General features: G+C 64.9%; 17 protein-coding genes. 5 read left to right on the forward strand and 12 right to left on the reverse strand.

From position 1 onward, the window contains the following. Positions 1 to 403 precede the first annotated feature (403 nt). Complete coding sequence (locus H7A19_05815; protein MCP5474340.1) at positions 404 to 910, forward strand: helix-turn-helix transcriptional regulator; 507 nt, start codon at positions 404 to 406, stop codon at positions 908 to 910. 316 nt (positions 911 to 1226) lie between these two features. Here H7A19_05815 and H7A19_05820 read toward each other — a convergent pair whose 3' ends face one another. The 8 genes from H7A19_05820 to H7A19_05855 form a co-directional block, all read right to left on the reverse strand. After that, positions 1227 to 2507, reverse strand: a complete 1281-nt coding sequence (locus H7A19_05820) for an amidohydrolase family protein (protein ID MCP5474341.1) — start codon at positions 2505 to 2507, stop codon at positions 1227 to 1229. A gap of 258 nt (positions 2508 to 2765) precedes the next feature. Continuing rightward, complete coding sequence (locus H7A19_05825; GenBank protein MCP5474342.1) at positions 2766 to 3311, reverse strand: sugar transferase; 546 nt, start codon at positions 3309 to 3311, stop codon at positions 2766 to 2768. Next, positions 3308 to 4717, reverse strand: coding sequence for a B12-binding domain-containing radical SAM protein (locus tag H7A19_05830; protein ID MCP5474343.1), 1410 nt, complete (start codon positions 4715 to 4717; stop codon positions 3308 to 3310). Before H7A19_05830 ends, H7A19_05825 begins: the two co-directional genes overlap by 4 nt. 223 nt (positions 4718 to 4940) lie before the next feature. Next, complete coding sequence (locus H7A19_05835; protein ID MCP5474344.1) at positions 4941 to 5405, reverse strand: hypothetical protein; 465 nt, start codon at positions 5403 to 5405, stop codon at positions 4941 to 4943. A 79-nt stretch (positions 5406 to 5484) separates the two neighbouring features. Further along, positions 5485 to 6651, reverse strand: coding sequence for an acyltransferase family protein (locus H7A19_05840; protein ID MCP5474345.1), 1167 nt, complete (start codon positions 6649 to 6651; stop codon positions 5485 to 5487). A gap of 209 nt (positions 6652 to 6860) precedes the next feature. Beyond that, on the reverse strand, positions 6861 to 7547 hold the full coding sequence (locus H7A19_05845) for an ABC-2 transporter permease (protein MCP5474346.1): 687 nt from the start codon (positions 7545 to 7547) through the stop codon (positions 6861 to 6863). Continuing rightward, complete coding sequence (locus tag H7A19_05850; protein ID MCP5474347.1) at positions 7544 to 8428, reverse strand: ABC transporter ATP-binding protein; 885 nt, start codon at positions 8426 to 8428, stop codon at positions 7544 to 7546. Before H7A19_05850 ends, H7A19_05845 begins: the two co-directional genes overlap by 4 nt. Continuing rightward, on the reverse strand, positions 8425 to 8787 hold the full coding sequence (locus H7A19_05855) for a GntR family transcriptional regulator (GenBank protein ID MCP5474348.1): 363 nt from the start codon (positions 8785 to 8787) through the stop codon (positions 8425 to 8427). Before H7A19_05855 ends, H7A19_05850 begins: the two co-directional genes overlap by 4 nt. A gap of 355 nt (positions 8788 to 9142) precedes the next feature. Here H7A19_05855 and H7A19_05860 point away from each other — a divergent pair, with 355 nt between their 5' ends. Together H7A19_05860 and H7A19_05865 are read left to right on the forward strand one after the other, a co-directional pair. Then, positions 9143 to 11557 carry a hypothetical protein gene (locus H7A19_05860; GenBank protein ID MCP5474349.1) on the forward strand — a complete coding sequence of 805 codons (2415 nt, stop codon included), beginning with the start codon at positions 9143 to 9145 and terminating at the stop codon, positions 11555 to 11557. A 122-nt stretch (positions 11558 to 11679) separates the two neighbouring features. Further along, positions 11680 to 12015: a hypothetical protein gene (locus H7A19_05865; GenBank protein ID MCP5474350.1), complete on the forward strand. Its 336-nt coding sequence runs from the start codon at positions 11680 to 11682 to the stop codon at positions 12013 to 12015. A 532-nt stretch (positions 12016 to 12547) separates the two neighbouring features. Here the strand turns inward: H7A19_05865 and H7A19_05870 are convergent. After that, positions 12548 to 13243 carry a response regulator gene (locus tag H7A19_05870; GenBank protein MCP5474351.1) on the reverse strand — a complete coding sequence of 232 codons (696 nt, stop codon included), beginning with the start codon at positions 13241 to 13243 and terminating at the stop codon, positions 12548 to 12550. Continuing rightward, a complete protein-coding gene (locus H7A19_05875; protein ID MCP5474352.1) occupies positions 13243 to 14709 on the reverse strand; it encodes a HAMP domain-containing protein in 1467 nt (488 codons plus the stop codon). Before H7A19_05875 ends, H7A19_05870 begins: the two co-directional genes overlap by 1 nt. Before the next feature lie 173 nt (positions 14710 to 14882). Between H7A19_05875 and H7A19_05880 the strand changes: the two genes are divergently transcribed. Together H7A19_05880 and H7A19_05885 are read left to right on the forward strand one after the other, a co-directional pair. Further along, a complete protein-coding gene (locus tag H7A19_05880) occupies positions 14883 to 15236 on the forward strand; it encodes a hypothetical protein (protein MCP5474353.1) in 354 nt (117 codons plus the stop codon). Beyond that, entirely contained in the window at positions 15233 to 17404 is a 2172-nt protein-coding gene (locus H7A19_05885) for a DUF1996 domain-containing protein (GenBank protein ID MCP5474354.1), read from the forward strand. Before H7A19_05880 ends, H7A19_05885 begins: the two co-directional genes overlap by 4 nt. Positions 17405 to 17510: 106 nt before the next feature. On the opposite strand, the gene H7A19_05890 is transcribed toward H7A19_05885, so the two are convergent. Beyond that, on the reverse strand, positions 17511 to 20537 hold the full coding sequence (locus H7A19_05890) for a hypothetical protein (GenBank protein ID MCP5474355.1): 3027 nt from the start codon (positions 20535 to 20537) through the stop codon (positions 17511 to 17513). 462 nt (positions 20538 to 20999) lie between these two features. After that, positions 21000 to 22277 carry a dicarboxylate/amino acid:cation symporter gene (locus tag H7A19_05895; GenBank protein ID MCP5474356.1) on the reverse strand — a complete coding sequence of 426 codons (1278 nt, stop codon included), beginning with the start codon at positions 22275 to 22277 and terminating at the stop codon, positions 21000 to 21002. Positions 22278 to 22468 lie beyond the last annotated feature (191 nt).

The raw sequence follows: 22468 nt of genomic DNA on the forward strand, positions 1-22468 counted from the left end.
GCATGGCCAGGGCCGGCGGATCGTGGGCCAGGTGCAGACCGACTGCAACCGCCATCGTGCTTGCCAGCATGGCCGGACCGGACAGGCCCCACAGACCGGCTCGCCAATGCAACGCCAAAGCACCAATGAGCTCACCCCAGCAGTCACCCAGACCATGACATGGGGCAAGCCGAAGCGTTCGAAGGCCTCGACGGCAGCGCGGTCGCCAGCCAGCTTTGCCCCTGCTGCAGCCAGGAAGGCCAGACTCAGAAGCCAGGTCAGCACAAGATCTGTGCGCGACGCCTTCGGATGCATGGTGCGCTCTCCTCGATTGTCTGTCGTTGTTTTATTCTATGATGGACTAATTCATCGGGGAGTAGAATAGGCGATTGGTCACGGGGGGATGCAGATGCAGGAGCCACGCATGATCGTCCTGGCCCTTGTTGCGCAGGGGCGGGATTACGGACTGGCGATGGAAGAGTTCGTCGAACGCGCTCGAATGCGCCTGTGGGCGAAGATCGGCACCTCGACCATCTACAAGGCGCTCAAGGATCTTGAGGCCGATGGTTGCCTGACGTCGCAGCGCGAGGATGCCAAGCGAGGTCCGGGCAAGAAGGTCTTCGCACTGACAGCCAAAGGCCGCGAAGAACTGGCGTCGCGGATAGCCGATGCCCTGTCTTCCGAAGAATCCGTGTATTCCGACCGCATCGCCGGTCTGGTCTTCTCGCTGTCGTTGGGACCCACCGAAGCCAGCACCCTCATCAGGCGCGCCATCGACGGGATGGAACTGGCACTGGATGGCGTTCGGCAGGAACAGGTCAAACAGGCCGGAAACCCGATGGCGAGCATCATTCTGGATTTCTACACCGCCGTGTATGAGGCTGAGCGCAAGGCGATGCGAGCGGTACTGCAGGCGAATCCGGAAGCATAGGATCGCGGACGGAGTCCGCTCCATCGACGTGCAGTCGCGCTGGCACCCAAGCCTCGGCTACAGCCGTACTGTGGGAGCGGCTTCAGCCGCGACTGCGGCCCGGTGGACACTCGAATCGCGGACAGAGTCCGCTCCCACAGGGTGCAGTCGCGCGGGCACTCAAGCCTCGGCTACAGCCTTTGGGAGCGGCTTCAGCCGCGATCGCGGCCCGGTGGACAGTGGAATCGCGGACAGAGTCCGCTCCCACAGGGTGCGGGCTTGCAGGGGTACAGGAAGAATCCCGGGGCGCGTTCGACCTCACGCAGGCTGGTTGCCATTACCCCGGCCCACCCTTGACGATCTCCCCGGCCTTCATCACGAAGGACACCGACTGCACTGCCTTGATGTCCTCCAGCGGATTGGTGTCGACCGCCACGATGTCAGCGTGCCAACCGGGCTTGAGCTGGCCGAGATGGTCAATGCGCAGCAACTCGGCGGCGACGATCGTGGCGGACTGGATAGCCTGCAGTGGCGTCATGCCGCGCTCGGTCATCTTGACGATCTCGTAGGCATTCTGACCGTGCGGGATCAGTGGGGCGTCGGTGCCGAGTGCCACCTTGACCCCGGCCTTGATGGCTTCTGACAACGACTGGTTCATCCTTGGACTGACGTACTCGGCCTTGGCGCGCTTCTGCGCCGGCAGCAGATCGAACTTGATCAGATCCATCAGTCCATTGGTGGGGACCAGGAAGACATTGCGATCGACCATCATCTGGATCGCCTCGGCGTCGAGCATGGAGCCATGTTCGATGGACGACACGCCTGCCCGAATCGCCGCCTTGACGCCCTCGGTGCCGTGAGCGTGCGCGGCCACCGGGATCTCGTGGCGATTGGCTTCGCTGACGATCGCCACCATCTCCTCATTGCTGAGCTGTTGCGCGCCCACCGAGGCCTCCAGCGACATCACGCCGGCGGTGGCGTGAATCTTGATCACCTGGGCACCATGTTTGATCTGGAAGCGGGTGGCCTTGATCGCATCGTCAACACCGCTCACCACGCCATACTCCGGACCAAGCTCCAGCCGACCTTCAGCCAGGCCTTCGGCCATCGCCAGATCGCCGTGCCCGCCGACGATGGAAATCATGTGCCCAGCCGCAATGATCCGCGGCGCCCGGATCCAGCCCTGCTCGGCGGCATGCGCCACAGCCACGTCGATCAAGTCCAGCGAGGGATGGACCTGTCCGACATTGCGCACCGTGGTAAACCCGGCCATCAGCGTGCGTTCGGCGTTCCTGGCGCCGCGAAGCGCGGCCTCGGCACCGCTTTCGGTCACCACGATGCCGAAATTCGCCTTGTCGAAGTCCAGGTCCAGATGCACATGCATGTCCATCAGACCCGGCAAAAGCGTCTTCCCCGGCAGCGCCACCGTCTCGACCTCGTCCGGCCACTGCTCGCGGTTGATGGCCACGATCCTGCCCTCATCGACCAGAATCTCTGCAGGCTTGATCAGCTTGCCACTCTGCACATCCAGATAGGCATCGGCCTTCAGCAACAGCGGGCGCGCGTCAGCGCCCAGTGGCAGGCAGGCAAGGAACAAGAGGACGAGAAATTTGGGCACTTGAGCAGCTCCAGGCGGCTTCGACTGGGCCATCTTGCGGGCCCGGAACACGGGAGCCTAACACCCCGCCCCGAGGAATCCCCGCGGATGGGCACGCATTGTTGCAATAGCACCACGGCGTCGTATGCCCTGCACTATCGGGATGTCTGGCAAGCGAATCCGCACGTCGGGTTCGCCGTAGCCCAGGCAAGCGCGGCGCACCTGGCCCCCCGAAGCAAGGCCCCGGGTGCCCATCTGGCTTGCCCGGACTACCACGATTCACGGTGCTCGACCCGAGCGCAAGGCACGGCGCACACGCGCCTTGCCGAAGAGGTTGATGGCGACCGACCAGCACACGATGCGCAGATCGAGCGCCAGTCCGCGCCGGCTTCGGTAGAGACGATCGATGCCCCGCGTCCAGGCGGCGCCGACGCCGCCGTAGAGTTGCGCCAATCCGGTCATGCCCGGGCGGATGCGAAAGCGCGGGTCGTGCTGGCGGCCGGTCCAGCCCAGTCGCTGCACATCGGCCTCGGTCAAGGGCCGCGGTCCTATCCAGCTCATCTCGCCACGCAGCACGTTGAGCACCTGCGCGGTTTCGTCGAGGCCGGTGCGCCGCAACCAGGCTCCGCTCCGGGTCACCTGCTGATCGCGCATGGTTCTGAACTTGAAGATCAGAAACCGACTTCGATGCAAACCCAGCCGCTCCTGTCGGAACAGCACCGGACCACCATCATCAAGCCGGATGGCCAGCGCGATCAGCGCAAACAAGGGCAGCAGCACCGGTGCGCTGAGGACACAGCAGGCCAGATCACCGACTCTGTTCATGCCTCGCCTCCGGTCGGTTTGGGGTGCACGAGCGCCGTCGGCGCTTGCGGAGCAGGTCGATCCAGGATGCTCTCGAGCAGCGGCAGCATCCGCGCCAGCCGCCGCGTGCGGATGACCACATCCCACAGCGGCTCGAATTTCTTCCAGCCGGCCGCGTAGGCGAAACGCCGCAGCCGGTGCGACAGCGCGCCGCCATGGCTGGCTGCGCGGGCAATATTCGACCAGCGATAGAAGTCTTGATAGGCGCGCCAGTAACCCTGCTCCAGGGCCTCGGCGCTCATCCAGCGGGGTGCGAACACCGCCTGGCGGGTGTCGTAGCGGCACCAGTCGCGATGCAGCAAGCGCCCCTCGGCCTCGATGCGTGCGTGATATGCGGTGCCGGGATAGGGCGTGGCCACATGAAAGGTGGCCGTGGTCAGGCCCTGGGTCACGGCCCATTCAACCGTACGTTCGAACACCTCGCTTCGGTCGTCGTCGAGGCCGAAGACAAAGCTGCCGTTGATGGCGATTCCCAGTTGCTGCAGCCGGTTGATCGCCTGGGCGTAACTGTGTCGTAGATTCTGGGTCTTGTTCGAGGCCGCCAGATTGGCATCGGACAGACTTTCGAAGCCGATGAAGATGCTGCGCAATCCAGCCGCTGCGGCGTGCTCGATGGTGTCGCCGCGCAGGATCGCATCCACGGTGGAGGCGCCCTGGAACAGCCGACCCATGCCGCGCATGCCGGCAAACAGGGCTTGTGCAAAGCGCTGATGTCCGAGCAGATGGTCATCCAGGAAATACAGATGCCGACCCGGCAGACGCTCGATCTCGGCCAGCGCGGCGTCCACCGTTTGCGTGTAGAAACCCTTGCCTCCGGCGAAAAACGCGTCCTTGTAGCAGAAGTCACAGTGGTGCGGGCAGCCGCGCGAGACCACGATGGAGTTCGGTACCAGATAGCGCGAGCGCTGGATCAGATCACGCCGTATCGGTGGCGCCCCCAGCAAGGTGCGTGTCTGGGCCGTGTATCGAGCCTGCAGCTGACCGGCGCGCGCGTCTGCCAGCAGGCGCGGAAAGATCTCCTCACCCGGCCCCAGGCACACGGTATCTGCATGCTGCGCGGCTTCGTCGGGCAACGAGGTCACATGCAAGCCACCGAGGGCGACCCTGCAACCGCGTGCGCGGTAGAGATCGGCAATCTCGTAGGCCCGATAGGCGTTGGTGATGTACACCTGGATCACCACCAGTTCCGGATCGTCGTCGAAGCGCAGGGTTTCCACATGCTCGTCGACCAGGGTCAGTTCATCGGTCGGCTCGCAATAAGCCGCGAGGGTCGCCAGCCCCAAAGGCGGAAACAGCGAATACTTGACCGGCCGGAAGAAGGGGCTGGTCGCTTCGGTCAATGCCGGCAGGATGAACTTGATACGCATGAGGCCATGCTGATCCCTGTTGTTGCACAGTTTGCGCCACAGTCGGGCCGAAATCGGACCAGTTGGGGCGACGCAGAGGCGCTGCGATGGTGGCAGGACAGTCAGCCAAGGGGAACCGCCAACGCTTGCCGTGCGTCACCCGCAAGCGAATCGGGTGACTGCAGGACGCTCGGCACGCCCTTGGTCATGTGATGACACAGGACGCTCAGGACAAGCAGGACCCTCAAAACGAGTCGGGTGAGCCGCATTGCGAGTCAAGATCGCTCGCGGCCGCCGGCGCGATTGACCTCTTGGCCAGCCCGATCCTTGCGCGCGCCGGAGCCGCGCTACTGGGTCTGCTGGCATGACCGCCTACTCCGCCAGCGCAGAAGGGGCAGGTATCCGTCCACCAGCGCACCAGCACCACCTTGCCGCGCAAGTCTTCCAGTGTCAGCGGCGCCGAGTTGATCCAGGCATCGAACTTGAACGGCGGCGCGGCCACACCCACGCGATCGGCGCCAGCTTCCCGGTCCATGTCGCGCAGGCTTTCAAGGCTCTCGGCGATGTCTGCCCTGGCCTGCGCACCCGACTGGCCGCGTTCGATCAGCGCCTGGTAGTAGTCGTCCCAGGACATGACCGGGCGGATGGTGTCCGCGGCCTCAGCCGTGCCACCGATGAGAGCCATCGACAAGAAACAGATGCGCAACATCAGAACCTCCCCCATCGGTGTGGCATCGGACTTGCTGCCCGCATGGCCAGCGAGCAGGGTCCGGCATTGTGCGCCAGGATCATGGGTGGTGTGACCCGGCAGGGTTGGCCACAAGTGACCGACCGCTGCCGAGCATGCGCGCCAAAGGTGCGAAGCGCCGCACGAGGACCTCATATCCCAACAGCGAAAGGCCGAAGGTTGCCGCCACGGCGAGCGCGAGTTTCCCGGTCCAGTGCAATTCCGCATCCATCAGCCGGTACTGGATGGCAAACAGGATCGGCAGATGCACGAGGTAGACCCAGTAGGACGTCTGGGACAGATAGCCCAGCCAGCGGCTGCGACGGTTCAGCAGAGCGCGACCGACCAACAGGCAGGACAGAGTCATCCAGACGCTGATGGCAGCGGCCAGGCCGGCCTGCAGCAGCTGGATAGTCCCGTGCAGGATGTCGCCATCGACCTGCGTCACGACCAGCGACAGCCACAGGGCATAGCAGGCGATGCTGGCCGCCAGCAGTTTGGGGAGATGCACTCGCCAGGCATCCATCCGTTCGATCTGGCCCTGCAGGCCGTAGCCGAGCACGAAGAAGGCCCCGAAGTACCCGAGTGCCCAGAATTGGGGCAGCAGGCTTTCCGGTGCCGGATGCGGTGCGCTGACCGTCGCCAGCGGCAGGGCGATGGCCAGTGGCATCAAGGTCAACAGCAGCACCGGGCGTATCTGCGCCATCCGGGCGGCCCATCGCTCGACCCCGAACACGCGCGCCGCCCAGACCAGCACGTAGAAGTACATGAGGTAGTACAGAAACCACAGGTGCGAAGTGCCGGGCGGCATCGGCGGCAGGCCGTCCTGTTGCTGGAACTGACGGATCAAGGCCAGTAACGGTGATGGATGCTCAGCCGTATCCACCGCATGCAGGGTGCTGGCCGACAGGCACAGATGGACCAGCGGCCAGAACAGCAGGAAAGGCAGCATGACCCGGAACAAGCGATTGCGGAACAGGCCGCCGAGGCCGCGGCGCTGGACCAGCAAGGCGGTGAAGAATCCCGCGATCAGGAAGAACAGCGGCATGCGGAACAGGTGCGGAAACCAGACCAGCACATCGACCAGTGCAGAGCTTTGGCGATCGGCGGTCGGAAACAGCGGATGCGCCAGCGGGCTGTAAGCCAACGCGGCGTGGAAGAGCACACCGGCCAGCATGGCCAGCGCGCGCAGGTTGTCGAGGTAATGCAGACGCTCGGCGGCAGGCATGGATGAGGATCCTTGGTGCGGGTGGGTCGCCGGGTAGGAGCGACCTTGTGTCGCGACCCACCGCTCAACGGTCGCGCCGCAAGGGCGCTCCTACGGTGCGGGTGGGTCGCCGGGTAGGAGCGACCTTGTGTCGCGACCTGCCGCCCGACGGTCGCGCCGCGAGGGCGCTCCTACGGCCTGCGAAGCGGATCGCGTTGCTGCGCGCGGGCTCAATAGAACGAGCGCTTGCGGCTGTGTACCCAGCCGGTCAGCACCAGAATGGCCAGACTCAACAGCAACTGCGCTGACAGGATGGCGATGGCCGGTCCGCTCCAGACAATCTGTTCCGACTTGAACTGCGCCTCGAAGCCGGGGATCTGGCCGATGCCCATGAGGAAAGGATTGATCAGCACCATGCTGGCGATCATCACGAAGGTGTTCCAACCTTCCGATTCCACTGCCATCGCCATACCCAGCGAGACGCAGTAGGCCAGACCGATGTGGCCAAAGACCAGCACGGCGAGCACCACCAGACCATCAGGCAAGGGCGTGAGCAGGATCACGGCCAGCGTGCCCAGCGAGATGATCAGGAACGGCGCCAGAAAGGTGATCAGATTGCCGAGCAGCTTGGCCAGATAGAAGTCCAGCGGCGATACCGGCAAGCTCATGATGAAGCCCAGGGTCTGCTCCTTGCGCTCGACCAGCAAAGAGGTCGAGATCGAGAAACAGGCCGCCGCCACCATGACGATGATCAGCAGCAGGGAGCCGAGGTAGAAACTTACCGGCGTGGCCATTCCCAGCAGGCACAGCGCCACGATGCCGGCCACGACATAGGCTGCCAGCTGTTTCTCGAACAGCTGCCAGTCCTTGGTGATCAGCAGCTTGATGATGGGCAGATTGGGTTCGAAGGCTTTCATGCGGCAACTCCGGCGCGAACTGTGGTCACGAAAATGTCTTCCAGGCTCATGGCATGCGAGCTCTTGATGGCCAGACCGCGCGCTTCCAGACGCGGCGCCAGTTCCTCGCTGAATCCCTTGATCTTGAGTTCCAGCATCGATCCGTTGCGACGCACCATGGCCACCTCCGGAAACGCCTGCCGATCGAAATCGGCATCGGCCTGGCACACCATGCGCCGCCAGCTGTCCAGAAAGTGCTCCTTGTCCTCGGAGGCAATGACCCGGCCCTGGTGCAGGAAGGTGATGCTGTCGGCCAGCTGCTCGATGTCATGGGTGTTGTGCGAGGAAAACAGCACGCTGCGGGCCTCGTCACGCAGCACATCGGCCAGCGCATCCAGCACTTCGGCCCGCGCAACCGGATCCAGCCCCGTGGTCGGCTCGTCCAGCAACAAGAGACGCGGATGCCGGGCCAGGCACAGCAACAACAGCGACTTCACCCGCTGACCATGGGAAAGGCCAGCCATCAGCTGCTCGGGGCGCAGATCGAATCGGCGTACCAGTTCGGCGGCGTAGGTCTCATCCCAACCCGGATAAATGGCGGCGACCAGATCCATGTGCCAGCGCAGGCTGCGGCCCTTGTACAGGCGCATGTCTTCGGAGGCGAAACCGATCTCGCGCTTGGCCGCCACCTGTTGCGCGGGCATGGCATAGCCCAGCACTTCGACCTGACCGCTGTCCGGCTGTGCCAGCCCGGTCAGGATCCGCAACAAGGTGGTCTTGCCGGCACCGTTGACGCCGACCAGGCCCATGATCTGGCCTTCGGGCAGGCACAGGTCGATGTCCTGCAGCGCGAAATGCGGATAGCGCTTGTGTATGCCGGAAACCGAAAAAGCGTTGCTCATGGCGTTTCCTCAGGTGTTGCGTTGGAGTCGACGGTTGCGGACTCGTCGAGCAGTTGTTTGATGTCTTCGATACCCAGGCCCAGCTTCGCCGCGGTCAGCTGCAGGGCGCGCAGGTGTTCGACGAATTCGGTGTGCAGCAGGGCCCGCTGCATGTCCGGAGAGTCGGCGACAAATGAACCCTTGCCCTGGCGCGTCACGATGACCCCGGCGCGCTCCAGCTCCTGGTAGGCCCGTTTGACCGTGATCACGCTGACCTGACTCTGGCTGGCCAACTCACGTATCGATGGCAGCGCGGTCCCGGCCGGCCAGTCGCCCGCCATGACCTTCATGGTGATCTGATCGATCACCTGCTGGTACATGGGCGCGCCACTGCTGGCGGAGAGGAAGAGTTTTGCGTCCACGATCATCTGTGCATATTTGGTATGCACAGTATGCACAGCTGGCGGTCGCTGATGCAAGCACCGCTTTGTCCAGACCGTCCTTGACGCAGGTCAAGGTGGTCAAGGCAGACGCGCCTAGGCTGAAAACGAATCCAGAGATCCTCCGAACAAGTTCCGCGAACTGCGTTGCCAGCCGGGAACACTCGGGCGCATTCCGAAGGTCGGAGCCGCCGCACCGATGCCTGGCGGTGGAATCACGGCGCAAGGCATCCCGGGCCGACTCAGCGGACTGCGCTTCTCAAGCTCGTCGCCGAGGCCCAACGGGAGCATTGAAATGATCAAAGCATTCACTCGTGCGCGAAAGACTCGGGCGGTCACGACCGCCCTGCCCGGCTTGCTGTTGACGGTGCTGATCGGAACGGCGGGACCAGGCTGGGCTGAGGTGCCTACGCACCCGGTGGAATCGAGCTTCCTGATGGAAAAGATGTGGGAAACCCCCCGGAGCTCAGCCGAGATTCGAGACGGGATCGAGGCGGCGCTCAAGATTCCGGACTGGCAGCTCACAGGCACCACCCGGGCCGCCACTCAGTGGTCGCGGGTTGGCGGAACCATCATCGACACCTCGATCGAGCACGACAAGGTCGGCCGGGTCCGCAGCGCCGCCTGGGCCTGGCACAACGGCCTCGCCGAGACCACCCTGTGGGCCGGCGCGTCTTCGGGCGGACTCTATTTCCTCGGCCGTAACCCGATCATCCCCGCCTGGCGGATTTGGGTGCCGGTGAGCAATACCCTGCCGGGTTCGCCTTCTGTGGGCGCGTTCCTGGTTCGCGCGGGCAATTCGAACCGGATTCTCGTCGGCACCGGGGACTGGGGCCGATCCGGCGACGAGGGCACCGGCCTGTACCGCACCGACGACGGCGGCGCCACCTGGATCCACGTCAGTCTCAACCCGGAGCCATCGCACTTCTTCAAGCTGATCGCCGATCCCTCGGACCTGAGCGGTGAACGCGTTCTGGCGGCGACATCGGAGGGCGTCTTCATCTCCTCCAATTTCGGCCAGAGTTGGGCTTTCGTCTACGACGGGCCAGCCGGCGGCGGCGTCACCGACATCATCCGGGCCACCGCGTCTTCCGAGTGGATTCTCGGTGTACCGGGTACCGGTGTCGTCCACTGCAGTATCCTGACTTCGCTGTTTCACACCTGCACGGTTGGGACGGGCATCGTCGGCGAGATCAGCCGCGTCTCGGTCGCCGTCTCGCCAGCCAATCCCTCGTGGGTCTACGCTCTGGTGACCGGACCGCCGCGCAACCTCAACGGCATCTACCGTTCCGCCAACGCCGGCGCCAGCTTTGTCGACATGGACCCGCGCCCGACGACCGACCCCATTGCCTGGAACGAGGGCCATCACACCCACGCCATCGCCGTTGACCCGGCCGACCCGAACCGGGTCATCGTCGGTCTGGCGGCTGCGCAGATGACCCTCAACGCGACCACCGCGAATACCAGCAACATCTGCTGGCGCCGCAATGTCGGCGTCACCGGTTCGGGCTGCGACACCACCGGTCTCGACGCCGGCCACGTCGACCAGACTTCGATGGCCTTCATCCCGCAGAGCGTTGCCCCCGGCAACACCGAGGTGCTCATCACCAACGATGGCGGGATCACGGCCTACGACTGGTCCGCCGACAGCCACGACGACCGCTACAACGAGTGGGGCTTGAACATTTCCCAGACCTACAACCCGCCGACTTTTGATCGATCACTCAGCAATCCGGACCGGCTTCTCGCGGGCCTGCAGGACAATGGCAACATCCGCATCGACCGGCAATCGACGACCGAACGCTATCGCTACCTCTTCGGCGGCGACGGCGGTCAGGTCAGCATCCACCCCAACAACGACACCCAGTTCGCGATGACCAGCGGCTTCGCCTACAACCGCTACTTCTGGCAGGGCGAGGGTCCCCAGGTCGGCATGAACGTCAACCTCCCGGGCGGCGGCACGCCGACCATGGTCTACAACCACATCATCAATCTGCCGGTGGTGTTCACCCATGACGGCCGCTATGTCTACTGGCGCTGGACCTGGGAGGGCAGCAGCGTCAACTGGCGCTACGTCAACCCCAACCACCCCCTGCCCGCCGGAATCAGCATCCAGAGCATCGAGGCCGGGAGCATCGACCCGCTGGTCATCTACATCACCGACTGGAACTCTGTCAGCAACGGCACCGCGCTCTATGTCATGGAGGAGGGCGTCACCGGCACCCTCGGTGACATGAACTGGGAGGATCGCACCCCGAGCGGGCCATTCGTGCCCGACGTGCCCACCGGCGGCTGGGCCTTCGCCGACCGATCGTCTCAACACGGATCCTATGTCTATTTTGCCACTGGCAGCCGTCGGCCATCGCGCGCCTATCTCAGCACCAACAAGGGCGGTGCCTGGTGGGACGTGACCGGCGACCTCGCGCAGAGCCTTCCCAACGTCAACTACTGGCAAGTTCTTGCCCACCCCCTGGACCACCGTCAGCTGTTCCTCGCCACCGAGGCCGGCATCTTCCGGTCGGACAACAGTGGCCGCAACTGGTACCGCTACATGGACGGCTTGCCAGCGGTCGTCAAGGTGCGGGGCATGCAGATCCACTCCACGGGCCCCGATGATGTGGACCTCATCATTGCAACCTGGGGGCACGGTTTCTGGGAACGCACCGTGGAGTTCGCCGATGCGCTCTTCAGCAACGGATTCGAGAGCTGATCGACAACGCCCTGTGAACGCCGGGGAACGCTTCCGGGCCGATTGCGGCAGCAGGCAGGCCAAGGGGCCGACAGGCGCTGGATGGCGTCCGGAAGGGGCTATCGCCAACATCCGGCGTCCTCATGCATGCCGATAACCAGAAGCCCGCTCCTGCTGCCCAGCCCAGCACCGAGCAGGAACCGGCGATCCCTGAGTTGAGCGGAGAGACGAAGGCCGACGGGGCATTGCTGTCAGACATCTACTTCCAGGTCGCGGTGGCCTTTGAATCCAGCTTCGAGTGCGCGCCCGAACACATCACCATGTCGGTGGAACGGGTCGAACGCACTGCCGAAGGCGCGATCCGCGAAGTGGAAGAGACCTGGGTCGCCCAGGGCTGCAGCCGGAAACAGGCCTATCGGATCCTGACCCGTCCCAGTTCCGCAGGCGGCGTCGACCTCTCGGTGACCGAGCGGAAATAGGCCGATCCAGCCGGGGACTGACGATGGACCAGCGCCTCTCAGGCCGCAGGTGTTGGTTGATCTTCCCAGATCAGCATCGAACGTCCCCATCCTGAAGTGAGCGCAGACGATTCGTGCAAGGTGCTGATCCAGATGCGCCATCGCCTCGCCCGGTTTCGGGCGATGCAAGGCGCATCGGCCCGCAGATACAATCGGGGCAATCCTGGAAGAACGAATCACCGCCATGAGCGCAGGCCCGATCACCCAGCTCTTGCGTGCGCGGGTCGCCGGTGAGGGTGGCGCTCAGCGGGTCGAATCGGCCAGGTCGGCTTGGCCCGACATAGCAGGAACAGCGTGAGGATCACCTGGATCCACGTTCGCAGCGAAACGCCAGGAATGGGATGTGGCCCCGGGTGGTCATTGCGCGTGCAAGATCACGGTTGAACTGTCCTGATCAGACGCAACGCAGACGATACTGTGGTCGCTCTGGTTTGCGTCCTTTGTGGAAAATCTTATTGTTCAATTGCTTGCGATATTTTTGGCGGGCGCAGCTTCAACTGCGATCGCTATTTCCAGTCACCTGGATCGCGTACTTGTAGCCGGCTCCATACACGGTCTGTATCGGATCGGCCTCCGGCGCGACTTCCTGCAGCTTGCGCCGCAGATTCTTGATGTGGGTGTCAACCGTGCGGTCGGTGACGACACGATGATCGAGGTACAGCAGATCCAGCAGTTGCGCCCGGCTGTAGACCCGCCCCGGCTGCTCAACCAGTACATACAGCAATCGGAATTCGCCGACGGTCAGTGTCAGTCGCTGCCCGCGGAAACTGGCCTCGAAACGCACAGGGTCGAGCATGAATTCGGTTTCGGCTGCCGATCCAGCAGACGCCCGGCGCAACAGCCCGCGAACCCGCACCACAACCTCACGCAGACTGAAGGGTTTGCAGATGTAGTCGTCAGCGCCCAGATCCAGCCCCAGCAGGCGGTCGATCTCCTCGACGCGGGCGGTGATCATGATCACCGGCACGGTGGAAAAGGTCCGCAGCTCGCGGCAGATCGACAAACCATCGCGTCCCGGCAGCATCAGGTCGAGCAGCACCAGATCGGGATTCTGCTCGCGGATCCAGGCGATGACCTCAGTGCCTTCGCTGAGCACACTAACGCGATGGCCCTCGCTGCTCAGAAAATCGCGCAACAGCGAGGCAATCTTGGCTTCGTCTTCGACGATCAGGATGTGAGCGCTTTTCATCAGGCAGGCTCCAGCGGAATGCTCAGCTCCACGCGCAGCCCGCCCAGCGGCGAGGCGGAGGCTTCGATACGCGCGCCATGTGCTTCGGCGATGGCCTTGCAGATGGCCAGTCCCAGTCCGGCGCCGCCGCCGGCACGGCTGCGCGAACGCTCGACTCGAAAAAAGCGCTCGAACAGTTGTTCGAGTTGCTCAGGCTCCACGCCCGGCGGCGTGTCGTCGATGCGCAGCCGGGCCCAGCCGCCCTCGCGACTGGCGCACACTTCGATGCGGCCGCCACGATCGCTGTAGCGACAAGCGTTGACCAGCAGGTTGTCGCAGAGTTGTCGCAAGCGCCTGGGATCGGCGCGCACCGGCAGCCGTTCCGGCCCCGCGCTCAAGGACACGGCAAGCCCGGCTTCGTCCAGGGCACGCTGGTGCGCGGCCACGGCATCACCCAGCAGTTCCCGCAGGTCAATGGTATCGAAGCGATATTCCAGCGCACCAAGATCGGCCAGACTAAGCTGAAACAAATCATCGATCAGCGCCGACAGCTGCTCGGCCTCGGCGCTCAGCGAGCGCAGCGCATCGGCATCAGGCGCGCGCACGCCGCAGGTCAGCGCTTCGAGCTCGCCACGGATGACCGTCAGCGGCGTGCGCAGCTCGTGGGAGACATCGGCCATCCACTGCTGACGCAGATGGCGGTTGCGCGCCTGCAGTTCAGACAGCCGGTTGAAGTCCCGGGCCAGCTCGGCCAGCTCGTCGCGCCCGCGCACCTCGACCGGCGGCGCGTCATTCCCGGCTGCCAGCGCATGCGCGGCCTTGACCACCGATCGCAGCGGACGCGTGAACTGCCGCGCCAGCAGCAGCGACAGCGGCAGGGCCAGCGCCACGACGCCGATGGCCGTCAGCGTCATGGCCTGAGTCTGCTGCCGGGCAAAGGCCAGATCGGCAGCGTCGTTGAGCTGCGGCAGAGCGGCCAGTACCAGGTGTCCGACCACGGCTCCATTCACTGCGACAGCGAGCGCTTCTCCGCCTGCAAGGCGCAGATTTCCGGCGATGTCACGGCCCTGTCCATCCTGCAATTTGAGTCGGGCGAAGAAATCGATGGCGCTGGACTTCGGCGGTGGCGGACGGATTGGCCCGGCCCCTGGCGAACGCTCAGCCCGCGGCGGCCGGCGGCCATCGCGTTGCCGCGCGGGTGCTTCCATCGGGGCTTCGCCCTCCGCCGCGCTGCCCGCTACCGCACGCAGTACCTGACGGCGAAAACGTCCCTGGGTGCCCGCAAGCGATTCGAAGCTGCCCTCTCGCAGGTACAAAGCCGAGAGCTGCTCGACCACGGCCTCTGCCCGGCTCCGGTCCAGACCATTGACGTAATCGAGCAGGCCATGTCCAAACACCCGCTGCTGCGCCCACAGAGTCAGCAGCTGGCTGCCGAGCACCAGCGCCGTCAGCACCAGGAACAGACGTTGCCATACGCGCAGTCGCATCGATCGGTATCCGGGTCGGTTCTCGCCTGCCGAGACAGTAACCACTTGTTCCTCTGCGCAACAGGCGGCGTCAGCAAACTCCACAATTTCCTCACCGCGTGCTCGAATTCGAAGCACAGAAGTTGCCGATCGTCTGCTTGCCGGAGATCGCCGGCCCAAGCAGGGACATCACCATGTTCAACTCCGCAAACAGGCTGCACACCTTCGCTGCACTGCTGCTCGCCAGCTCCATGAGCTGGGCTGCACCAGCGGCTCCACGACCGGCCCTCGACGAGCTGGTACAGGCGCTGGAATTGACGCCGGAGCAGCAGGCACCGGTGCGCTCATTGTTCGAGCAGGCACGCGCTGACCGCGAAGCCAGCAGACGATCGACTCGCGCCGAGCGGATGGCCAGACGCGAATCGCTGGATCGCGAACTGGCCACACTGTTGTCACCGGCGCAGTTCGAGCGCCTGCAGGCCTGGCGGCAAGCGCATCCACGACCGGATCGGCCGCAGCGACCCCAGAAGCCGGGAGCAGCGCAATGAAAAGCCTGTGGATTCTGCCTGGCTGCCTGCTGCTCCTGACCGCCAGCCTGGCCCAGGCGCAGTCGGCGCCGGTTACCGTGCTCGTGCATGAGCCGGCCAACACCAGCAGCGACGACTACGCCCGCTTCGAGTTCAGCGCCGGCGCTGTGCAGGGCTACGAGTGCGCGCTCGATGATGCCGCGTTCGCCCCTTGCAGCAGCCCGCATACGCTGCTGGCGCTGGCGCAGGGCAGCCACCGTTTCGCCGTGCGTGCCTATACCCTGGACGGTCAGCGCGGACCGGCCATCACCCACAGCTGGACGGTCACCAGCGTGTATGCCGGCGCCAACAGTGATCTGATTCCCACCACGCAACAACCCGCCGCTGCAGCGCCCAACAGCTGGCGCGGCATCTTCCGCATCAACTGCGCCTTTGCCCACAGTGCCTACGACGATCCGATCGTGTTTCCGGGCCAGGCCTATGCCGCCCACCAGCACAGTTTCTACGGTTTTCTGGGTCTCAGCTACGCCACCACCATCGAGTCGCTGTACGCCGCCGAGGACGTTCACGATGGCCACGTATCCAGCTGCCAGGGCAACCGCCTGAATCGCAGCGCCTACTGGGTACCGACCCTGCTGGCGCCGCTGTACACCAACGGCGAGCGCGCACTTGACGAGCGCGGCCAGCCGGCCTGGACTGTGGTCCCGGCGGTGGTCGGCAATGACGAGGAGGCGCACGAGGTCTTCTACTACTCCGCCGGCATCGACGATCTCAGCGCGATCCAGCCGATCCCGACCGGCCTGCGCATGATTGCCGGCGACATGCGGGTGATGCCGGGCGGCACGCCGCAATCAAGCAGCATCGTGCGCTGGCACTGCCAGTCCTGGAACTCCAGTGATGCCGGAAATCCGCGCTGGTCGGCGACCATTCCCGAATGCGTGGCGCCAGACCGGCTGCGCTTCGACATCTTCTTCCCCAGCTGCTGGAACGGTGTCGATCTCGACAGCGCTGACCACAAGAGCCACCTTGCCTATCCAATCACCGTCGGGCAGACCACGCTCTGCCCTGACACGCATCCGGTGCCGATCCTGCGCGTGAGCTATCACTATGCCTTTGGCGTGCGCCCCGAGAACGCCGATCCGACCACCCGCAGCTCGCGTGGCTGGCGACTGGCGTCGGATATGTACACGGTGACGGCCACCGACGCCGGCGGCCTGTCGCTGCACGGCGACTGGATGAACGGTTGGCACCATGAAGTGCTGCAGACCGTGCTCGATTCCTGCGTCAAGCGCGGTCTCGACTGCCACGACGGCAACCTGGCCAACGGCTATCGACTGTCCGGAACCACCGACGGCAGGGGAGATCTCCCCGACGTCATCGCGGAGGGCCTGGGGCCCAAGCATATGACCACCGCTGCACCCACACGCGGCTTGTGGTGGGACCGTTCGCGGCCAGGGCACGGCTTCGATCTGCAACGGGCCGACGATCAGTACGCGCTGATCCTGTACACCTACGGCGGCGATGGCGCCCCGCTGTGGTACCTCGGTACGGCCGCGATGCTGGGTCAGGCATTCGCGCCGGAACTGCACCGTTACGATTACGCGCTGACCCGTGCGCCGAGGCAGCGCTCACTGCCGGACAGCGCCACGCTGCTGACGCTGCGTTTCGACAACGCGGCATCTCATCCCAGTTGCCGCGACGGCACCGATCGCAGCGATGCCAGCGAACTGGCGGTGCTGGACCTGGTGATCGACCAACGCCGGGTGAGCTGGTGCGTCGAGCCCATCCAATATGCTCAGGCAGCGGCACTACCCGATTACACCGGGCTGTGGTTCAGTCCGGACGACGCCGGCTGGGGCTTGTCGCTGGCCACCGGCGCCAATCCCGGCGCCGTGGTCGCGGCCGCCGTGCTCTACGCCTACGACAACGACGGTCAGGGACGCTGGCTGATCGGCAGCACCCAGGCCACTGCAGCCGGCCTGCTTCCGGCCATCGAACTGACCGGCTTCAGCGGGCCGTGTCCGGGCTGCCCGACCACGCCGCTGCAGTCCTTTGCCGCGGGAACGCTGCAGTTGCATCTGTCTGATTCGGCCGCGGCCAGCAGCATCGACGTCCATGCCCTGATGCGAGCCACGGACGCCACCCGCTGGGCCCGGCAAGCGACGCCCATCTCGCGCCTGAGCGACTGAGGCCACAACGGCTGGTCGACCTATCCACGCTCAGCGTCGCCGGCTTCACCTTCTCCCCGGCCGCGGGGAGAAGGTCCCGGGCTGGCACATCCGCCGCCCGAATCACTCAGCCACTCGCGAGCCTGGCGTCCAGGGCCTTGATCGCCGTGCTCAGCAAGGCTTGTTGCGCGGCGGTGGGCAAACGCTCCGCACTCTCCGCGTCCGTAGCCAAGTCGGCGAGAATGCCGGCCCAGGCCTTGAGGCCACGTTGTCCGGATCTGCCGTCGAGTTCGGCCTTGATCGCGGCGATATGCGCCTCGATGTTGGTCTTCGCCGGCGCCTTCGCGAGCGCGTCCAGATCGGCGTTGAGCTGGCGGATGCGCTCGATCGCGCTCGCCAGGGTTCGCCCGATCTGCTGATTGAAGGCCAGGATCTGCTGCAGCTCGGATGCATCGAGATCCAGGCGCGGATCGAGTTGCACCGACAGCGGTGCGCTCTGCTTGCGGCCATCGACGATCAGCTCCACGGTGTAGCTGCCGGGCAGAGCCAGCGGCCCTTGCGGCAGGCGTTCGGTGTCCATGCCGGGTACGGCGGCGATGGTGAAGTCGTAGTTCAGTGCCAGCGGTCGCGGATGGCGCAGATTCCAGACCCAGCGATGGCTGCCGGCCGTGAGCGGCAAGGCGCCACGCGGTCGCCGGTAGAGGTCGGAGAAATACTGCTCCGACGGCAGATCCTCGGGCTGATCCTCACTGCTGAACTGGCGGACCAGGCTGCCGTCGGCCGCGAGGATACGCAGCTCGACCTTGCCGGCCGGCTTCGGCAGGTAGTACTCGATCAGCGCGCCGGTGGGCGGATTGCGCCCCAGCGGAATCTCCGCGGCCAGCGGCGTGTCCTTGTTCTGGTTCTGGCGCAAACGGGTGGCCGGCGCCGGCGGATACAGCCGCGGCGCGCCCAGGTCGGCATCCTGCGCCAACGCCCGCAATCGGCTGATGTTGTCCAGGATCCACAGCCCGCGACCCTGGGTGGCGATGGCGAGATCAGTGCCGACGACGCGCATATCGCGTACCCAGGCCACCGGCAGCTGGCTGTTCAGGGGCTGCCAGTGCGCGCCATCGTCGAGGGAGGTGTAGACGCCGCGATCGGTGCCGACAAACAACAAACCCGCCCGCTCGGCATCGGCCCGGATCACACTGCTGATCTCGCCCGGCGGCAAACCGGTGCTGATGTCGGTCCAGCTCTGACCGCCGTCATGGGAGCGCAGGATCATCGGCGCGAACTGGTTCAGCCGGTGGCGATCCACAGCGAGATAGACCGTATTCCGATCCAGCGCCGACAGTTCGATACGGCTGATGATGCCCCATTCGGGCACGGCCGCGGGCGTCAGATTGTCCCAGCTCCGGCCACCATCGCGCGTACGCTGCAGCAGACCGCTGTCGGTGCCCACCCAGACTTCCTCGGCGTCGTGCGGGGAAGGGGCAATGGTGTAGATCACGCCAAAGCCACAGGCCTTGGCATCGGCCTGGGCGACCTCGCCCTGGCAATCGGCAGCCTCACGGGTCTTGCCGGTCAGATCGCCACTGATCACGCGCCAGCTCTGGCCGCGGTCATCGCTGCGCCACAGGATCTGGGCGCCCAGATAGAGCGCGTGTGGCGCCTGCGGACTGATGGTCAGCGGCGTCATCCAGGCCCAGCGGTGTTCGATGGTGCGCGGATCGCGGCCGTAGGTGTTGATGAGCGAAGGGCCGATGTTCTGCACATCGCCAGTGCGCGCATCGAAACGCCCTACCCGGCCGCCGAGGCCACTGCCGTAGACGATGTTGGCATCGTCCGGATCGGGCACATCACAATCGCGCTCGTCGGCGCCCACCGGATGCCAGTCACGGAAACTGATGGCACCGTAGTCTGAGCGGCTGGTGATGGCGACCGAACCATTGTCCTGCTGGCCGGCATACAGCCAGTAGGGAGAGCGCTGGTCCACGTGCAGGCAGTAGAACTGACCGGTAGGCTGGTTGTACCAGTCGCTCCAGGTCTGGCCGCCGTTGCTGCTGACCACCGTGCCCTGATCGCTGGCGGCGATCATGTGTTCCGGGTGCTGCGGGTTGATCCACAGGTCGTGATAGTCGTCGCCGCCGGGCGAACCACGCAGCCAGCCCAAGGTCATGCCGGCATCGTGCGATACGCGGATCGAGCGATCCATGATGTAGATCGTATCGGCGTCATTCGGGTCCACCGTCACCCGGCCGATGTAGCTCGAACCCAACTCCGGATTGGCCTGTACCCGCTGCCAATGGGCACCGTCGTCATCGGAGCGGTAGAGGCCGCCCGATTCCTCCGAATCGACCACGGCGTAGATGCGGGTGGAGTTGCCGTGGGCGGCCACCGCCAGACCAATGCGGCCCAGAGCGCCTTCGGGCCAGCCTTCGCCCTGCAGTCGCGCCCAGCTCAGGCCACCGTCCTCGGATCGGTAGATGCCACTACTCTTGCCGACCATGGGCGTGAAGTAACTCATCCACGGATAGTTGCGCCATTCCCACGCAGCCGCGTAGATGCGCTGCGGATGAACCGGATCACGCGCCAGATCAACCACGCCGGTGGCATCGTCGATGGCAAGCGTGCGTGTCCATGAGCGGCCACCGTCGCTGCTGCGATAGACGCCGCGATCGGGGCTCTGTGCATACAGCGGGCCCAGCGCCGCCACCAGCACGGTATTGGCATCGGCCGGATCCACGGAAATCGCCCCGACATGACGCGTCAGCGACAGACCAAGATGGCTCCAGGTCTGTCCGCCATCGCGACTGCCGTAGACGCCATCGCCGGCCGCGGTGTCGTAGCGCGCCTGCGGCTGACCGGTGCCGACATAGATCACCTGCGGATCGCTCGGCGCGATGGCCAGACCACCCACCGATGCGGCCTGCTGATCGAAGATCGGGTGCCAGTTCTTGCCGCTGTCGGTGGTCTTCCAGACCCCGCCACCCGCCGCACCGAAGTAATAGGTATCGGGCGCCTCGGGCACGCCGACCGCAACGGTGCTCCAGCCGCCGCGAAAAGGTCCAACCAGACGCCAGTCCAGATCATTCAGCGCCGTGTCGGGAACCGGATTGGCCGCCAGTGCCGAGCTGTAGACCGCCAGAGCCGCGATGCAGGATGCGCGCATGTTTCCGCCCGATGCCATGAGAGGGGACTAGGCTACCGCGTTGACGAGGCGCCGGCGCGTCGCGCACCGCGGCTCTGGTAGAGCGGAGCTTGCTCCGCTGCTTTGGCTGGTCTTGTGCTTTACCATCCCGGCCGAAGTGCCGCACTCCCTGCCGAGCAAGCTCGGCACTACAACAGCTTCGCGCACTGCCGCTCTGATAGAGCGGAGCTTGCTCCGCTGCTTTTGCTGGTCTTGTGTTTTACCATCCCGGCCGAAGACCCGCATTCCCTGCCGAGCAAGCTCGGCACTACAACAGCCTCGCACACCGCGGCTCTCGTAGAGCGGAGCTTGCTCCGCTGCTTTGGCTGGTCTTGTGCTTTCCATCCCGGCCGAAGAGCCGCATTCCCTGCCGAGCAAGCTCGGCACTACAACAGCTTCGCGCACCGCGGCTTTGGTAGAGCGGAGCTCGCTCCGCTGCTTCCGCTACGCCGGCTGATCCTCACCCACGGCATGCAACAACTCGGCATTGACCTCGGCCTCGCTGCGCAGCTGACCATCCCAATGCGACACCACCGCGGTGGCCACGCTGTTGCCGATGACATTGGTGGCCGAGCGCGCCATGTCGAGGAAGTGGTCCACGGCCAGCAGCAGCAGCAATCCGGCCTCGGGGATGTTGAACTGCGACAGCGTGGCGGCGATGACCACCAGCGAGGCCCGCGGCACGCCAGCCATGCCCTTGGACGTCACCATGAGGATCAGCAGCATCGTCAGCTGCTGCCCGGCGCTGAGATCGATCCCGTAGGCCTGGGCGATGAACATCACCGCGAAGGTGCAGTACATCATCGAGCCGTCGAGATTGAAGGAATAGCCCAGCGGCAACACGAAGGAAGCCACGCGATTGCTGCAACCGAATTTCTCCAGCATCGCCAGCGTCTTCGGATAGGCCGCTTCGCTGGAGGCGGTGGCGAAGGCCAGCAGCGTGGGCTCGCGCACGGCCTTGAACAGGGCCACCGCGCGCCTGCCGATCACTGCCCAGGCGGCCATGAACAACAGGCACCAGAGCAATACGATGCCGAGGTAGAACTCGGCCATGAAGCGGCCATAGACCAGAAACACCTCGGCGCCGCTCTTGGCAATGGCCGCCGCGACCGCGGCGAATACGGCAAAAGGCGCGAACCACATCACCAGCAGGGTCATCCGCAACATCACATAGGACAAACCCTCCAGCGCATCCACCAGCACCTTGGCTTTCTCGCCCACACCGGCACAGCCCACGCCGAAGAACACGGCGAAGACCACGATCTGCAGGATCTCGTTCCTGGCCATGCCGTCAACGATGCTGCTCGGCACCAGATGGGTGATGAAATCCTGCAGGCTCATGCCCGTGGCAACGATGTCGGTCTGAGCCTCGGCGCCGGGCAGTTCGATGCCGATGTGTGCACCGGGCTGAAACAGATTCACCAGCACCAGGCCCAGCAGCAGGGACATCAGCGAGGCACCGACGAACCAGACCAGCGCCTTGATGCCGACACGGCCAACGGTGCCGACGTCGCCCATCTTGGCGATACCCACGACCAGCGTCGCGAACACCAGCGGCGCGATGATCATCTTGATCAGGCGCAGGAAGATCGTCGTGACCATGCTGAACCAGGGCACGGTGGCTCCCGGATCGGCGACGCTGCCGTTGATCACCAGACCGGTCAGCGCGCCCAGCAACAGCGCGATGAGGATGTACACCGTCAGTTTGTTGCCAGAGGCCATCTCGGCTGTCCTCGAACGCGTCTTCGGCGCGCCCACGACGGGCCCGCAGGCGCGCCGATGCTACGCCGGATTTCACGCAATTTTCATCACTCCGCCAAGGATTTTTTCGTCGGCCGGCGGAGCACCGATGGCGGGCACTGACCGCGTCTGCACAGCGCAGCATCGATACTCTTCCCTGATGAACCGCATGT

Source organism: Rhodanobacteraceae bacterium (assembly GCA_024234055.1).
GTDB lineage: Bacteria > Pseudomonadota > Gammaproteobacteria > Xanthomonadales > SZUA-5 > JADKFD01.

Coding starts and splice junctions, on each gene's coding strand:
- H7A19_05815 (MCP5474340.1), top strand. CDS start 404: ATGATCGTCCTGGCCCTTGTTGCGCAGGGGCGGGATTACGGACTGGCG.
- H7A19_05825 (MCP5474342.1), bottom strand. CDS start 3,311: ATGAACAGAGTCGGTGATCTGGCCTGCTGTGTCCTCAGCGCACCGGTG.
- H7A19_05830 (MCP5474343.1), bottom strand. CDS start 4,717: ATGCGTATCAAGTTCATCCTGCCGGCATTGACCGAAGCGACCAGCCCC.
- H7A19_05835 (MCP5474344.1), bottom strand. CDS start 5,405: ATGTTGCGCATCTGTTTCTTGTCGATGGCTCTCATCGGTGGCACGGCT.
- H7A19_05840 (MCP5474345.1), bottom strand. CDS start 6,651: ATGCCTGCCGCCGAGCGTCTGCATTACCTCGACAACCTGCGCGCGCTG.
- H7A19_05845 (MCP5474346.1), bottom strand. CDS start 7,547: ATGAAAGCCTTCGAACCCAATCTGCCCATCATCAAGCTGCTGATCACC.
- H7A19_05850 (MCP5474347.1), bottom strand. CDS start 8,428: ATGAGCAACGCTTTTTCGGTTTCCGGCATACACAAGCGCTATCCGCAT.
- H7A19_05855 (MCP5474348.1), bottom strand. CDS start 8,787: ATGTACCAGCAGGTGATCGATCAGATCACCATGAAGGTCATGGCGGGC.
- H7A19_05860 (MCP5474349.1), top strand. CDS start 9,143: ATGATCAAAGCATTCACTCGTGCGCGAAAGACTCGGGCGGTCACGACC.
- H7A19_05865 (MCP5474350.1), top strand. CDS start 11,680: ATGCATGCCGATAACCAGAAGCCCGCTCCTGCTGCCCAGCCCAGCACC.
- H7A19_05870 (MCP5474351.1), bottom strand. CDS start 13,243: ATGAAAAGCGCTCACATCCTGATCGTCGAAGACGAAGCCAAGATTGCC.
- H7A19_05875 (MCP5474352.1), bottom strand. CDS start 14,709: ATGCGACTGCGCGTATGGCAACGTCTGTTCCTGGTGCTGACGGCGCTG.
- H7A19_05880 (MCP5474353.1), top strand. CDS start 14,883: ATGTTCAACTCCGCAAACAGGCTGCACACCTTCGCTGCACTGCTGCTC.
- H7A19_05885 (MCP5474354.1), top strand. CDS start 15,233: ATGAAAAGCCTGTGGATTCTGCCTGGCTGCCTGCTGCTCCTGACCGCC.
- H7A19_05890 (MCP5474355.1), bottom strand. CDS start 20,537: ATGCGCGCATCCTGCATCGCGGCTCTGGCGGTCTACAGCTCGGCACTG.
- H7A19_05895 (MCP5474356.1), bottom strand. CDS start 22,277: ATGGCCTCTGGCAACAAACTGACGGTGTACATCCTCATCGCGCTGTTG.